Consider the following 16002-nt stretch of genomic DNA (forward strand, 5'->3'; position numbering starts at 1 on the left):
CGAAATTCCATCTATAGCACTATGAATAAACGCAAAGGAAGGTGAATTAATGCATATCGCTAAATCCCTCTTCACATTTTTTTTTGTCGTGCACTTACTTTTTACTAGCGGCTATAGCATACGATGGATCTTTCAATCGGTTTCTCTAACTACCAAAGATAAAAAAGCCTATATTCTTCCTAATGCCATAGAATCTATTACAGGATACGCTCTAACCGCCTTATTGTGTTTATTTACTTTAGTTATTTGTAAATCCTTACTACTTGGAGGATTATTATCCTGTATTCTTTCTTTTTCACTCTCTCTATCTCTTTATCGCAATTATTCGCAATTTCATATACGAAAATTTCGTTTTACGCCCGCGTTTGCAATAAAACTTGCTTTTCTAGGTGTTCTTTTATCTATTTATGGCCCCTGTTTAATTGGGTTATGCACAAAATTTCACCTGCCTGAAATATTTGATCTTCCAAAGCAAATTGCCGCGATTATTGCCGCGGCCCATGTTCACCAATGGCCAGCACCTAACCCTTACTTTCCCCAACTTACTTTTGCCTATAATCTGTCTTTTTATTTACCTCTAGGATTAATTGCCCGAAGTTTAGAAAAAGCAAAACTATTTCTACCCATTTTTTCCTGTATGGTGCTATGGGTAGCTTGGCAAACCTTGGGTTTGTTAGAAATGATCATGGAAAAATTTGGGTTGACTCATCGGCAAAGGGCCGCTGGTTTACTCATGGCCGCCTTTACGGGGGGCTTAGCGCCTATTCTGTTCGCAACGGATACTCCAATAAATTTTTTATTTCATTCCCATGGGAAATCTGACTTTTGGAGTGATAACCTATTTGTGGATACAATCTTTATTCCCCAATATTTATTTTGCTGCTCATGCATATTTTGCGCATGGTTTATTTTTAATACGCCCATCTTCGTGGTCACGCAGCATATTATTTCCATTACTTTTAAGTTGTGCTGCACTATCAGGGTACATTTTCATACCCATTATCTACATCCTATTTGGATTGTTTTTTGCCTGGGACCTTTTTTCTAAGTCTTATTCAGACTACCGCAAACAATTTACTTCCTTAACTTTGCTCATTTCATTAACAGGCTACTTTGTCTGGGAAGCAAAAGACTGGGCAGGCCAATCTGCTAGCCTTTTAGGATGGCCAATTCATTTTGGATGGCAATATTATTTTTTGAATGAAGGAATTCTCGCTCTTGGATTCCTTTTTTTCTTATTCTCCCTTTCTCTCAAAAAAGTTAATCGGGCAAGCATAAGTTACGGCTTAATGTTCCTAGTTGGCCAACTTTTCTTAATCTTTACCCACGACACTGATTTCTCAATTAAAACAACCCTTTTCTTGCATTTATTATTAATTTTGCCAGCTACAACGGGATTTATTTGGTGTTGGAATAAACTTAAAAAAACCGCAGGGCTAAACTGGTGGTTATTAGGCATTCCTTTTGGTTATTTCTGCTGCTTAAATATGGTTCAAATTGGTTATTTCTGTGCGACAAGTTATAGCCCTCGAGATTTAAATGAGCAATTTACATTGAGAAAAATGCAACATCTTCCCTTTAATGAAAAAATTTTGTTCATAGAACCTGATGCGGAAAAAGCGGCTGTTAGTGGCCATTTAATTTATATGGACTTTAGGCCTTACCGAAAAGACGCCTATCTACCAGCCAATGAACGTTTTATTGCTGATAATTTCTTTAGCTCAGAAAAATCGAGGGCAAAACTGGAAGAGAGAAAAATTAAAGTGATATTTACAAGCAATAAATTGACTGAAATTCGCCCTTATTCCAACGATCTTGTGACTTTACCAAAAACCAATTTTAAGCAATGGCAAATCTGGAATTCTGATCCGCAAAATAAAATTTCTTATCAAATATCGGAGCTTGTTATAAGTAGCAAAAACCACTTAGTGGATTCTGCGCTAGTTTCACCAATACACCTATCAAAAGGAACCTATCAAATTTCCGCAAAAATTGCAGGTTATGTAAAAGAAGGCAATGGCCATATTTCTCTGTTGGGCGCCCAAAAATTAATCATAATCCCTCCGGCAACCTACAGTAGGCCAACAATATTTACGAATATTTTTACAGTTACAGAGCCCGACTGGGAAGGGTTGCTTGGTTTTGGCCTCGGGGGATGGTCCGTGGGTAAAGGCTCTATTCAACTACAAGATCTAGTCATAGAGCAATTAGCATAGGTAGGTGCTTATGAGTCAGTTTGCTGCAATGTTATTATTGGTATTTTTCTTCAAGCTACTTGCAATAGGACTTTGTGCGCGCCTAATAATAAAAAAATATCCAGATATTCTTGCAAGTTTACTAGGAAGTTGGCTAGTTATCCAGTGTTTCTTCATAGCTTGGATGCTACTACTTTCCGCATTTCATAGCCTTTCAGCTGGTGGTATTTGGCTTGGAATGTTTCTAGTAAATTTTGTTTTTGTTTTGTTCCTCGCAAGAGAGACAAAAGCACCTACCCTTTCAATAACAGACTGGAAACTTTTTCTAAGCCCAACAAATTCGATTGCATTTTTAACGATGGTTGCAATTTTCTCGATTTTAACTTACCGAAGTATCTATTTTTTTGATCAAACATTAGACGGGGTAATATATGGTTTAACTCGCCTTGAATTTTATGCTTATTATGAATTTTATGCTTATTACAAGACACTCTTTACCGTTCAGCCAACCCAAGCTTTTAACCTATTCAGTAACGAGTGGAATGGTGAATTAAATGGCTTGTTTTACCAATTAGCGGTCGATAATGACCAGGCAGTATCCTTTGGTAACGTTGAAATTTGGCTTTTCTGTATTCTTGGTTACAGTTGGTTAAGTGGCCTTTTTGGTTTGCCCGCCCGATTTCGCGTTGTTGCCGGTCTACTTTTGGGTTCTACACCTGTGCTTTTAGGATTAGCAATGACCATTAATGGCGATCTGCTGGCGATAATGAGTTTTGCTATAGCGTTAGGGTTCACTTTACGTGTTTTGACTATAAACAACAAACTCCATAACGAATTGGATCTATTATTTGCTTTCACAGCTTTAGGAATTGCTAGCGGAGCCAAAATAACTGTCCTCCCTTATGTCATTTTGATGGCAATTTTACTTCTTTGGGTAGGCTTTAGAGGACGAAAAGATACTTTTTGGCTATTTTCAGGGTGCATTTTATCTCTCGCCACTGGTAATAGCCGTTACATCATTAATTTGTTTATCTATGGTAATCCGTTTAAACACGTAGAATCTGCAGTGCCATCTGTTAGTAATGTGATTAATAACCTAAATGGGATAGTTAAAACTGGTTTAAGTTTACCTGACCTATCTTCTCAAGAGACCGCATGGATATTAACTTATGGCTTAGGTTTTCTTGGTATACCTATGCTAACATGGTTTGGCTATGGATTATGGCGAAAAAACAAGAACCTCCTTCACTTTCTAAAAACACGGTTATCATTGCCTTTTATTCTTACTTTGTTTTTTTTAGGCCTTGGTTTTAGTTTATTGTTGCTTACATTACCTTCGAGTTCTTGGTCTTTTCGCTATTTTTGCCCTTATCTCATGCTCTTTGCAACTTTTATGCTTGCCTACCCTTACCGGCATTTCTTTTTGAAAAAATATAACGCCTACGGGCTAGCTATTTTTTCGGTTTTGATTGTGGCTGCAAATGTTTATTTCATGCTTTCAAAAATTGGGGAAGGATTTCCTGTACCTTTTAAAGTCGCCATGGCTCAATCAGAAATGGAACGCAAGTTGGCCTTCCATCCTTATCTTTGGACGGGAGCCAACGGATTAAAAGGACTTGGTCTTGAAAAATCAGATCGCACGCTAATATTGAGTAAGCTCAACTTTCCAATCTTACCTTTTTTTGGTGAGGATCATAGAAACCGCATTGAGTTAGTTGATAATTTAACTTCTTTGAAAGAAAGAGCAGCCACTAATCAGTATCAAATAATAGCTGTGCCCTACCCTGATCCCCATGTATCGTTTAAATTGAACTTGCCTGGATACAAACAAATTGCTAGCTATCAACCTTTCTGGATAGTGTTCTCTCATGATAAATGATGAAAGACAGTCCTAGGTCAACTTTTATTTTTTAATTCATCCAACATGGCTTCAATGAATCCATAACCATATCTTTGTACGTTATAATCAACCATTTGCAAAATGACAAGATTACTATCTAGAGCATCCTTAACCACCAGTTCTTGGATTTGTTTAGGGGAATCTGTGGGATTATTGTTATCAGCCATAACTCCTTTTTGTCGTGTCATAAAGTAACGCGATATGATTAATTTAGAATAAACTTTTGCTTCATCTAAAGCATAAACCATTTGATCCATAAAACTATCGCCCACGATAAGTACTTTGGGCTTGAAATGAGTAGACAAAATTGCGCTAGGAGTCGGATACGGACTAGGCTTATCCAAATGGGCTTTTGATAATATATTCAATAAGAGCAAACCATCGATATCCACCCAATGAGGTTCTCCATAAACAGGTTTGCCGCAATCGATTTGCGTTATGTCGGGCATATTTTTTTTAGCCTCTTGTAAAAGCGTTTTTGCAACGACACAGCCTGCGTAGTAATTCCAATGCACACCAGAATCAGGATGGGTTTCAATGGATGTTTTTTGATTAAATTGCCTTAAGAAAGGGGCGGAATCAATGACATTGACACCCATTAGCTCAAGCTCGTGCCCTAAACTTGCAATTTTAGAATAAATATCGGCATGTGGATAAGCCAGAAAACGTTTTCCCAAATCATCAAAATGGACGTAAGGCTTAGAGCCGCTTATAACCACTTGCAGGCTTATCCCTTTGGCCTCCAGTAATTGCTGAAGTTCTTTAAGCTTTTTTGCCATAGCAATGTAGTTTTTTGTTAATTTTTCTTGATTAATATACTCGTCATTTAAACTGTCAATTGACATTTTGCTGTAGAGTCCATGCTGCTTTGTCGAGTATAAATTGATTCGGGGCGCTTCTGAAAATAAACGAAAAGTTAGCTCATTAAACAATCGAATAAAATAAGCTTTAAACCCTACATGTTCATCGAAATTTTCTTCCCAATGTTGCTGCAAAGTTCTTCTAAACCAGCTTAGTTTCTCTCCCTCGGCCAAGCTTGATTTAGGCTCAACATAACCATAAAGTAACCCTTCAGGGATAAATTGAAAATGATACTCCAGCGCAGGCAATGCTAATAACCCAACGAAGAGAACTGCATAAAAAATTCTTATGTATTGATTTTTCATAATTAAAATCTGAAGTATAAGAAGGGAGTATGGCTAGCGCTTAACATGGCCATCACGGATAACGATAACAAAAGTAAGGCAGCTAAGAAAAGCATCGATACATTCGAAATGCCATATTCAAGAGCACCTTCCGCATTAGCATAACTCCACTGAGAAGTTTGCTTGCTTCGGGGTAAATTAAAGAAGGCAATTGCCGCACCTATAAGCAGGAGAGTTAGACCGCGATTACCTATGATCAACCCCCAAGGCTGAGTTAATATTTCTTCATGAGTTAGTCCTAACATACGGCTTATAAAATTAAAGGCATAGGAAATATTAGGTGACCGGAAAAGAACCCACCCAAATAAAACAATGACTATCGTCCCTAAAAATCGTAATAAAGGAGGTAGGTAATTTTTAAATGTAGGGGATACTTCTGAAATATATTTCTCCATGCTTAAGAAGAACCCGTAATAGGCTCCCCATGCGAGAAAAGTCCAATTTGCGCCATGCCATAATCCGGAAATTAGAAAGACAATCCATAAATTTAAATAGGTTCTGATTTTTGAGACTCTATTTCCCCCTAGAGGAATATACAGATAAAGACGCATCCAATTTGACAAGCTTATGTGCCATCGACGCCAAAATTCTGTAATACTTTTCGCAATGTAGGGCCGATTAAAATTTTCGGGAAATTTAAATCCCATCATGTAGCCAAGGCCGATTGCCATATCAGAATACCCAGAAAAATCAAAGTAAATTTGCAACATATAGGCAAACGATCCGGTCCAAGCATAGGCGGACGATAGCTGATTCATCGGTAAAGCAAAAATTTTATCTGCCATTAGTCCAACTTGATCAGCAATAAATAATTTTTTTGCAAGGCCGACGCAAAAACGAAAACAACCGATTAAAAAAAGGGAGCTCGTATGGACTCGTTGATGGATTTGGGAACCAATGTCATGGTATCGGATGATCGGCCCGGCAATCAGCTGCGGGAATAAAAAAATGTATAACGCACAATCTAAGAAATTTCTTGGCGGGTTTGCTCGTCCCTGATAACTATCAACCAGGTAACTTATTTTATGAAAGGTAATAAAAGAGATTCCTAATAGTAATGGACCGGTTGATTCAGGGGGTGTCCCTTTGTAAAGATTGAGTGGGAGCAAGACTTCCTTAATGATAAAGCCAGTGTATTTGAAGAGGATTAATGCAAAAACATTAATGCTGATTCCTAAAAATAAGAGTATTTTTTTTTTCGGTAACGGTAATGGAGATGTTTCAGCTACAGCCCTAGATAACACGTAATCAATAAAAACAAACGACAGTAATAAAAAAACATAAATTGGCTCACCCCACGAAAAAAATAGAATCGATGCGACTAAAGCGATGAAATTTCGGCTTTGTCCTTTAGAGGGTGTAAAATAATAGGCCAGCAAAAATAAAGGAAGAAACACGAATAAAAAAATGGGGGTGGTAAAGAGCATAGCTTGTCCTTTATTACTCGATTTTGGTCTACCTTATTTTTGAAGCTCACTCTCTCCATCTAGCCCACGGGAATGTCGAGGAAATTTGAGCTTCTACTCATTTTTTATGCATGAACCACATCATTTGCCATTGCGGCGTTTGAATAAATTCCCTTCCGCCACGCATCAATTTGTTTTAGCGTTATCTCCCGAGCCATCGCAGGATTAGCATAATAGTCCCGATACCAAGCAGCAGTTTGGGCAATAACTTCCTTGGTATCCCAAACGGGTCGCCATTTAAGCACATTCCTTGCAATAGTGCTATCCAGTGCAAGCGAATTCGCTTCTGGAAGGGGATTTTGCATGTAATTCAATTCAGGCCGCTGCCAATGTTTGCTCATCAGCTCAAGCACATCTTTCACTGAATACGCTTGGGGATCCTGCGGCCCAAGGTTCCAAGCGCGGGCATAAGGAGTTGGATCTTCAGAAACTAATCCGGCTAATAGCATAAGGTATCCGTGAACCAAGGCTAATACATGCTGCCAGGGGCGAGTTGCTTGCGGGTAGCGTAAAGTCAGTTGAGAATTTTGGAGAATTGCACGCACAAAATCAGGGATTAGCCGATCTTCTGACCAATCGCCACCGCCGATAATATTCCCCCCTCTGGCCGTTGCAATTGCGGGTCCCTTATTCTCTTGCCAGGGATAGGACGCCGCATAACTTTGAATAACCATTTCAGCGGCCGCTTTAGAAGCACTATAAGGATCCTTCCCGCCTAAGGGGTCTTCTTCACGGTAAGGCCATAACCACTCATTATTCTTGTAAACTTTATCAGTGGTTATGCATAATACCGCGCGTACGCTCCTAACAGATCGTGCAGCTTCAAGCACATGGGCCGTACCTTGAGAGTTAACAGCGAAAGTACGGACAGGCTCATGGTAAGAACGTCGTACTAAAGGCTGCGCTGCCAAGTGCAAAATGATTTCAGGCTGGAATTTTTCTACTGCTGAAAGAAAACTGGGATAGTCACAAATATCGCCAAACGTCGTCGGGACTGAATCCTCCAATTCCAAAGCTGCAAATAAGGAAGGATGAGTATCTGGAGGCAAAGAATAACCCGCAATTTTTGCGCCAATGGATTGTAACCACAAACAAGCCCATCCTCCTGTAAAACCAGTATGTCCCGTTATGAGTATTTTCTTGTTAGCCAATGACCGTTCAAAAGTCAACAAACTCATCAGTAGAACTCCATCTTATTTTTGCAAAGATTAATCAATCCCTATTTACTTACCCTTAATTGAGTGATAAAAAGAGCCGAACTTAGTTTATGGTTCGGATAGTACGACACATAAGGTAGTAATGCAATTTTTGTTAAGTCTTTATTTTTATCTGACCAATCTGAATGAAAACTGGAGCAAACCTGCTAAAAAACGCATACCAAAGCAATATCGATAAGCGGTACTTAAAGCAGCATTTGGGCGATATGCCTGAACAACAAAAATAGAGACTAGGGAGAGTAAATGTATTTAATTCCTACAATTCTATGCGGTGGTGAAGGGGCGCGCCTTTGGCCAGTTTCACGTGAATCACACCCAAAACCATTTATACGACTAGATGATGGGCATAGTCTGTTGCAAAAAGCATTCTTACGCAGCGCGCTGCTACCCGAAATCAAAGAAATACTCACTGTTACGAACCGGGAGCTTTTCTTCAAAATCGAAGACGAATTTCGCGAAGTGAATCAAATCGGCGTTTCAACCTCCTTTATTTTGGAACCTTTTAGGCGCAACACAGCCGCCGCTATTGCTGCAGCCTCACTACACGCCGCTAAAAGACACGGTGAAGACACTTTGATGCTTGTATTGGGTGCAAATCACTTAATTAGCGATCAAGACGCTTTCCAACAAGCCGTTTCTGAGGCGATTGTCCCGGCCTCAAAAGGGGAGTTGGTTGTCCTCGGAATCAAACCTGAGGACGTGGCTACCGGTCATGGGTTCATCGAAATTGAAAATGATAAAGCCGTTCGTTTCCTACCAAATCCAACTTTAGAGCAAGCTTCCACTCTTTTAGAGGCAGACCGTTTTTTATGGAATTCTGGCATTTATCTATTCAAAACAAGAACCATCCTACAATTCATGGAGGAGCACTGCCCCAATATTTTGTCAGCGGTTAAGGCTTGCGTAGACCAATCGCAACAAGTTGAAGGAAAAGATTTCCTTCGCCTTGAGCTCGAACCTAATTGCTTTTCTAATGTACCTGAAAAAAATATAGAAGATGTGCTAATGGCAAATCCTGCCCGGGTTACTGTCACCCCTTGCACCCTTAGCTGGACCGCAGTAGGCTCATGGAATTCTTTCAGTGAATTAGTGGCAGCCGATGGTCAGGGTAATCGTATAGAAGCTGAGGCATTATTGCATGACGTGAGCAATTGCTATATTCAAAGTGATAGCCGCTTAGTGGGTGCTGTAGGCGTCAAAGACCTTGTTATTATTGATACCCCAGATGCGTTGCTTGTGGCCAATAAATCCCGTGCTGAAGACATTGAACACATTTATGATCAATTGAAAAATCAAGGTCACGATACCCACAAACTACACCGTACCGTGCATCGCCCTTGGGGAAGTTATACCGTCTTGGAAGAGGGTGCTTGTTTTAAAATTAAACGCATTAAAGTGAAACCTGGGGCAAGTTTAAGCTTGCAAATGCATCATCATCGTAGTGAGCATTGGATTGTTGTCAGCGGAATGGCGAAAGTAGTGAATGGAGAAGAAACTTTTTTTGTCAATACCAATGAATCCACTTATATTCCAGCAGGCAACAAGCACCGCTTAGAAAATCCGGGGGTTATTGATTTAGTTATCATTGAAGTACAAAGCGGTGAGTATCTTGGTGAAGACGATATTGTACGTTTTCAAGATAAATACGGACGGGTTTAACTAGTCCATAGGGCTGCAAAAGAATGAAAGGGCTTCAGCAGCACCGTTATAGGAATACTCAAGAAACGCTACAATCGGCTAAAAAATAGCATTTTGGCGTTTCTTGAGTATATAATTCCCAAAACTTGAAATGATTCACAAGGAAAAAAATGAAAAAAGCGTTAATTTTAGGCGTTACAGGACAAGATGGTACCTATCTTGCTGAATTGTTACTCGAAAAAAATTACATCGTGCATGGTATTAAACGCCGCGCCTCTTTATTTAATACTGACCGAATTGACCATTTGTATCAGGATCCACATACAGCGAATCGTAACTTTATCTTGCATCACGGCGATTTGACCGATTCAACAAATCTCATTCGTATAATTCAAGAAGTTCAACCGGATGAGATCTACAATTTGGCCGCGATGAGTCACGTCGCAGTCAGCTTTGAGACACCCGAATACACTGCGAACGCCGACGGAATTGGAACACTACGTCTATTAGAAGCAATAAGATTGCTCGGGCTTGAGAAAAAAACGCGATTCTACCAAGCCTCTACCTCTGAACTTTATGGTTTGGTACGCGAAGTCCCACAAAAAGAAACAACGCCATTCTACCCACGTAGTCCCTACGCCGTTGCTAAGTTATATGCTTATTGGATCACAGTTAACTATCGTGAGGCATATGGCATTTATGCCTGTAATGGCATTTTATTCAACCATGAAAGTCCGCTTCGCGGGGAAACCTTCGTCACACGAAAAATCACCCGTGCCCTTGCACGGATAAAATTGGGCTTACAAGACTGTCTCTATCTTGGTAATCTTGATGCCCTACGAGATTGGGGGCATGCACGCGATTACGTGGAAATGCAGTGGTTAATGCTGCAACAAGATGAACCAGAAGATTTCGTGATTGCCACGGGCGAGCAATACAGTGTGCGCGAATTCCTTGAAACAGCTGCTGCAGAAATTGATCTTAAAATTACTTGGAAAGGCAAGGGTGTTGAGGAAGTCGGGATTGACCAGCATGGCAAGGTCATTGTCCGAGTCGATCCCCGCTATTTCCGCCCTTCAGAAGTAGCTACCTTATTAGGCGATGCCACCAAAGCGAGAGAAAAGCTAGGCTGGGTACCAAAGACAAGTTTTAAGTCGTTGGTCTCTGAAATGATGCATGGAGATCTGAACACGGCAAAGCGTGATGAGTTAGTTAAGCGTCATGGGTTTGCGGCTTACGATTATCACGAATAAGGAGCCCGCATTGAATACGCCTAAAATATATGTTGCTGGGCACCGAGGAATGGTAGGCTCAGCCATTGTAAGAAAACTAAAAGAGGCTGGTTATACTAATTTACTTGTACGGACTCATGACGAGCTTGATTTAACTAATCAAAGCGAGGTGGCTGATTTTTTCATACGTGAAAAGCCTGATTACGTCTTTTTAGCCGCTGCCAAAGTAGGCGGTATTCATGCAAACAACACTTACCGAGCTGAATTCATCTATAATAACTTGATGATTCAAACCAATGTTATTCATGCAGCTTGGAAAGCAGGGATCCAGCGGCTACTGTTCCTTGGATCGAGTTGTATTTACCCAAGGGATTGTCCGCAACCTATTCAAGAAAATTATTTGTTAACAGGTCCCCTGGAATACACGAATGAACCTTACGCGATTGCCAAGATTGCGGGGATTAAGTTGTGTGAAAGCTACAACAGCCAGTATGGAACACACTATGTCAGTGTGATGCCCACAAATCTTTATGGACCAAACGACAATTACGATTTAAACAATAGCCACGTTTTGCCTGCCCTCATTCGTAAATCTCATGAGGCCAAAATTCGTGGCGACAAGCAACTTATTGTGTGGGGCTCAGGCACGCCGATGCGTGAATTTCTCTATGTTGACGACATGGCTGATGCGTGTGTTTTTCTAATGCGAAAACAAGTGGCAAACGGTATATTTAATGTTGGCACAGGAATAGATATTAGCATCCGAGAATTAGCCGAAATTGTCATGGATGTGGTTGGTTTTACCGGCGAGATTGTTTTTGATAAAACTAAACCTGACGGTACCCCGCGTAAACTTTTAAATGTAGAAAAAATGAGAACCCTTGGATGGGAAGCCCGTACCGATTTACGCAATGGCATCGCCAAAACGTATCAGGATTTTTTAAAAACCGAACAAATTGCCTATGCTTGATCAACCGCTAATTACCATTGCCGTACCCTCTTTCAACCAAGGGCGCTTTCTTGATAAAGCGCTCACTTCTATTTTCACCCAAGAAGTTCCTGTTGAAGTTTATGTACTTGATGGCGGTTCAACCGATAACTCTGTGGATGTGATTCGCAAGTGGGAAGATAGGCTGGCGGGATGGCGAAGCCATCCTGATCAAGGCCAATCTGCAGCCATTAATGAAGGGATTGCAAAAGGCAAAGCTGAGTTCGTTTGTTGGTTAAACAGTGATGATTGGTTGCTCCCGGGAAGTTTAGCCAATTTGTTAGAGGCTATGGGTCATTATCCTGCAGCTCCAGCCGTATATGGAAAAGCATGGAATTTTCTTGAGAAAAATCAAACTTCTCAAGCAGTTTGGGTGGAACCTTTTAGCCCCCGCCGGCTTGCCTTGCGTTGTATTATTGCCCAACCAGCCACTCTAATCCGACGCTCCGCTTGGGAAGCAGTCGGCGGATTAGATGAAAGTTTGCATATGGCGATGGATTATGACTTATGGTGGCGATTATTCAAAACTTCTGGTCCCTTGCATTTTTTGGATGAATTTGTCGCGGTTAACCGAGAACATGATCACACAAAAACAAAGAATAATCGGCGTCTCCATTATCAAGAAGCAATTAGAATCATTAAAAAACACAATGGGCATGTGCCGTTAAAATGGTGGCTCGCGCAACCCTATAAGGTATGGTTTAAATCCATTTGTAAATAGCAAACAACTATAAATGATTTGTAATAAGGAGTAAAAGTGGAAACGAACTACCATCAAACCGTATTGCGTACCCAAACCATTTTTCTTCTTGTCTTAAGCATCGCTATCCCGGCTGTCTTTGCTTTAGTTTATCTGCTAAATCTTTTCCCCCAAAATACCATTGTCAATGTAGACCTATTTATTAAAGAATTTCGTGTTGGTTCAATTTTCCCTGAGCCCGTTGAGCGCAATACCTTTCTCATTCTAGTATTCACTTTGCCCATACTTGCGTTATTTCTAGCTCGACACCAAGAATACTTTGATAAATGGACTAGCCTTAAAATTTTTTCAGTCGCCATTCCATTTCTGGTTGCTTTTCTTTTATTTCTTCCCTTATATAACTCTGATTTTTTACAACTGATTATTTTCAGCAGGAAGTTCTTCATTCAAAAGCAATCAACAATATTGCTCTTCAGCTTAGGCTTAGCAACCCTTTTTTGCCTTAGAATCCGTAATCAGCCACCTACCCACCCCTCTACACGAGTCAATGCTATTACATGGACAATTTTTATAGTAGCCATGTTAATCCAATTATTATCATGGCGGATAGCGAGTATTAACTCTGTCTCAAATGCTGGGGAATGGATAGTTCACGCGGATGCAGCCGTATATAGTTTGAGCCAAGTAGTGGCAGGGAAAACATTGCTAGTGGATTTACCCTCTCAATATGGCCTTTACCCTGAATTAATTGCCCCGATTTTTAAACTAATTGGTTCAACTGTTTTAAACGTGACCCTATTTTTTGCAAGCTTACAGATCATTTCCCTGCTCGGTTTATTTTTTGTGCTAACCAAGCTTGTTAAAAATCCAACTGTATTAACGCTGGGTGGCATCAGTTTGCTTCTAGTGACCTTTGACACCGTTATTCATTTCACGGGATGGCACGATCGCTATTTTCAATATTGGCCGATTCGATTTTTTTGGCCTGCGCTATCGGTTCTTGTTTTTTACTATTTTTGCTGTAACAAAACAATCGGACGCGCCTCAGTTGTCTCTTTAGTCAGTGCCATTGGATTATTTTGGAATACAGATACAGGTTTATTCATCTTTTTATCTTTCCCCGCTTTTCTTATCGCGCAATTCGTTGTCTTAGCATTTAAGAAAGATAAAACCGATACACTTGATGCTAAAAAATACCCAACGATCATTGGGCTACATGTCATTATTACCGGGGTAGTCATTGGTTTTCTGCTAGGCATGATGTGGTATAAAGCCCAGCAACCATTGCATTTGGAATGGCAATTTGCTTATCAAAAACTGTTTTATAGTATGGGATTTGCCATGTTGCCTATCCCGCGTGAAATTCACCCCTGGATGTCGGTTTTAGGCCTCTATTTACTAGGCATTATTCTTACATTAACTGTATGGTTCAAGCGCTCTGAGGAAAGTATCCGTGCCGAGGTTATTTTATACCTATGTCTGCTTGGAGTAGGTATTTTTGTCTATTACCAGGGCCGCTCTCATGTAAATAATTTAATCAATGTGTGTTGGCCTGCAATTTTAGTCTTAACGATTACAGCGGATTCTGTTCTTAAAGGCGTTCAAGAGCGAAGGTTGCCGCTCTCCCAAATCGCATTGCCCATTGCCGCAATGAGTTTTTTACTCATTTGCAGCATCAAATTTATGGCTCAAATGCCCCGAATGACAAGGGACATGATCCACCAGTTTAGTACACGCCACTCGAATAATTGTGCTTCAGTCCCTGACGAGCTTGCTTTTATTAAAAAGCATACGCAATCAAAACGTTCTTGCCTTATTCTTTCGCAACGACAAGGCATCTATCACCTAGAAACTGGGCTGGCCTCACCAATTAAAGGCCCAGGTTTGGTAGAAATTCTTCTGAAATCTGATCAGGATTATGTTTTATCCCAAATCATGCAAGGGAATGTCGATTGTATCTTCCTAGGCATAGGATTCAGTAGCCCGTTATATATTCATCTTGATTTAAAAGAATTAAGCAAGCTTTATGATACCGTAGGAGAAAACTCTTGGCATACTATGCGTTATCTCACCCGTAAAGCTTAGGGAAGATAAAATTAGTTGACGATCACCTTATCGCTTACGCATTAACACACCGCAGAAAGATTCTTGGGGTACCATTCAAGGTTTCTCGAAACTTACCGATATTGAAGTGGTAAGCAAGCTGGTTAAAACCAGGAGACCATGATGAAAAAAATGGCAAAATTTAATGTAGGTGATTGTGTAATACACCTAAAATTAGGTTACCGCGCCGTTATCGTTGATGTTGACCCTCTTTTTCAAGCTTCTGGTCGTTATAATCCTCGGGCGAATAGATACGAATTTGCTACTCGAAACCCTTGGTATCGTTTGCTGGTGGATGGCAGTAATCAAATGACTTATGTCGAAGAATGCTTTTTAAAAAGTGACCCCAGCGAACTTGCCATTGATAACCCACAAATTAAACAATACCTGAATGAACACCAAGGGAGGTATCATGCGATCACAAGTCGACATTAGATCTTAAAATTTAATCAGGAATGGCGAAGCATAAAAACCAAAAAGGCGATGAAGGCGATTAAAATAAGACCTAAAAAACCCATTGTCGTAAAGCTTTTACTGAGATTTTCTCGGCTGAATTGCTCAGGCCGCCCTTTTATTGTGCGGTACAATAACCAAACAATAAGGCCTGCTGCGATAAGTCCGAGTATTTGATACAAAGTTTCCATCACTTAATCCCCTTTTTTTCAAAACTAAAGGCATCTGAAAATAATTGTTTTGGTGAGACGCCTCGAGCAACTAAAACATCCCTTGTGGCATAAACCATATCAAAGGGGCCGCCAATGACGAATTGCCATTTTTTAAGATCCATTTGATGCTGTTCAAGCACGATCGATGCTAGCGTATCCTTTGAACTATTTGACAATAAAGAGAAGTAGCGAAACTGGGCAACATGTGATTGCCAATGGCTTACCTTTTCATTCATATATAAATCGCTTTGCGAACGTGCTCCCCAAAATAACTCGAAAGCACGTTTATCACTTGTTGCTAATAACTGCTCTATCATCGCCTTAATTGGCGCAAACCCAGTGCCCCCTGCAATAAATAAAATAGGTTTACTTTCATCTAATTTATTCAGATAGCAATCCCCTAGCGGCAAACGGATCGTTACGACACCAGATTGTTTGATTTCAGAGAGTAAGTGCTGGTTATACAAATTATCTGCACTATGGCGAATATGCAACTCATATTTATGGGAGCCCAAAGGAGCATTTGCTATTGAATAACTCAGCGCTTCACCATCGGAGACAATTTCCAAATATTGGCCTGCTTGATAATCAATATAGTGCTCTGGCGCAAGAATAAGCTGCAAAATACTATCAGTAAGCGGGACAATGCTGTCAACTTGGGCTCGAACTGATTTGATACTCATACTAGTAGCT

General features: G+C 40.3%; 14 protein-coding genes. 9 read left to right on the forward strand and 5 right to left on the reverse strand.

What is annotated here, in order from left to right:
* Positions 1-49: 49 nt before the first annotated feature.
* Genes LMI_RS14465 through LMI_RS14475 form a run of 3 tightly spaced genes read left to right on the forward strand, consistent with a single transcriptional unit; the run spans position 50 to position 4074 of the window.
* On the forward strand, positions 50-1048 hold the full coding sequence (locus LMI_RS14465; RefSeq protein ID WP_045100412.1) for a hypothetical protein: 999 nt from the start codon (positions 50-52) through the stop codon (positions 1046-1048).
* Positions 1049-1088: 40 nt separating this feature from the next.
* Complete coding sequence (locus LMI_RS14470) at positions 1089-2216, forward strand: hypothetical protein (RefSeq protein ID WP_143000981.1); 1128 nt, start codon at positions 1089-1091, stop codon at positions 2214-2216.
* Positions 2217-2226: 10 nt separating this feature from the next.
* Positions 2227-4074, forward strand: coding sequence for a hypothetical protein (locus LMI_RS14475; protein ID WP_045100414.1), 1848 nt, complete (start codon positions 2227-2229; stop codon positions 4072-4074).
* 17 nt (positions 4075-4091) lie between these two features.
* Here the strand turns inward: LMI_RS14475 and LMI_RS14480 are convergent, their stop codons facing one another.
* The 3 genes from LMI_RS14480 to rfbG all read right to left on the reverse strand — a co-directional run bounded on the left by LMI_RS14480 (position 4092) and on the right by rfbG (position 7944).
* Entirely contained in the window at positions 4092-5261 is a 1170-nt protein-coding gene (locus tag LMI_RS14480; protein ID WP_045100415.1) for an alginate O-acetyltransferase AlgX-related protein, read from the reverse strand.
* A gap of 2 nt (positions 5262-5263) precedes the next feature.
* The gene (locus LMI_RS14485; RefSeq protein WP_045100416.1) at positions 5264-6727 is read right to left on the reverse strand and encodes an MBOAT family O-acyltransferase; all 1464 of its coding nucleotides are present in this window, start codon (positions 6725-6727) and stop codon (positions 5264-5266) included.
* A gap of 104 nt (positions 6728-6831) precedes the next feature.
* Positions 6832-7944: a CDP-glucose 4,6-dehydratase gene (rfbG, locus tag LMI_RS14490; RefSeq protein WP_197540467.1), complete on the reverse strand. Its 1113-nt coding sequence runs from the start codon at positions 7942-7944 to the stop codon at positions 6832-6834.
* Between the two features lie 282 nt (positions 7945-8226).
* On the opposite strand from rfbG, the gene LMI_RS14495 reads away from it, so the two are divergent.
* The 6 genes from LMI_RS14495 (at position 8227) to hspQ (ending at position 15079) form a co-directional block, all read left to right on the forward strand.
* The gene (locus LMI_RS14495; RefSeq protein WP_045100418.1) at positions 8227-9642 is read left to right on the forward strand and encodes a mannose-1-phosphate guanylyltransferase/mannose-6-phosphate isomerase; all 1416 of its coding nucleotides are present in this window, start codon (positions 8227-8229) and stop codon (positions 9640-9642) included.
* Between the two features lie 149 nt (positions 9643-9791).
* Complete coding sequence (gmd, locus tag LMI_RS14500) at positions 9792-10874, forward strand: GDP-mannose 4,6-dehydratase (RefSeq protein WP_045100419.1); 1083 nt, start codon at positions 9792-9794, stop codon at positions 10872-10874.
* A 10-nt stretch (positions 10875-10884) separates the two neighbouring features.
* Entirely contained in the window at positions 10885-11823 is a 939-nt protein-coding gene (gene fcl, locus LMI_RS14505) for a GDP-L-fucose synthase (protein ID WP_164493055.1), read from the forward strand.
* The gene (locus tag LMI_RS14510) at positions 11816-12562 is read left to right on the forward strand and encodes a glycosyltransferase family 2 protein (protein ID WP_045100421.1); all 747 of its coding nucleotides are present in this window, start codon (positions 11816-11818) and stop codon (positions 12560-12562) included. Before fcl ends, LMI_RS14510 begins: the two co-directional genes overlap by 8 nt.
* Positions 12563-12598: 36 nt before the next feature.
* Positions 12599-14626 (forward strand): hypothetical protein, encoded by a 2028-nt coding sequence (locus tag LMI_RS14515; protein ID WP_045100422.1) that lies wholly within the window; start codon positions 12599-12601, stop codon positions 14624-14626.
* 141 nt (positions 14627-14767) lie between these two features.
* The gene (gene hspQ, locus LMI_RS14520; protein WP_045100423.1) at positions 14768-15079 is read left to right on the forward strand and encodes a heat shock protein HspQ; all 312 of its coding nucleotides are present in this window, start codon (positions 14768-14770) and stop codon (positions 15077-15079) included.
* 14 nt (positions 15080-15093) lie between these two features.
* Here hspQ and LMI_RS14525 read toward each other — a convergent pair whose 3' ends face one another.
* Both LMI_RS14525 and LMI_RS14530 read right to left on the reverse strand, forming a co-directional pair.
* Positions 15094-15288: a hypothetical protein gene (locus LMI_RS14525; RefSeq protein ID WP_045100424.1), complete on the reverse strand. Its 195-nt coding sequence runs from the start codon at positions 15286-15288 to the stop codon at positions 15094-15096.
* A complete protein-coding gene (locus LMI_RS14530; RefSeq protein WP_045100425.1) occupies positions 15288-15992 on the reverse strand; it encodes an NAD(P)H-flavin reductase in 705 nt (234 codons plus the stop codon). Before LMI_RS14530 ends, LMI_RS14525 begins: the two co-directional genes overlap by 1 nt.
* Positions 15993-16002 lie beyond the last annotated feature (10 nt).

The organism is Legionella micdadei, from assembly GCF_000953635.1.
Taxonomy (GTDB): domain Bacteria; phylum Pseudomonadota; class Gammaproteobacteria; order Legionellales; family Legionellaceae; genus Tatlockia; species Tatlockia micdadei.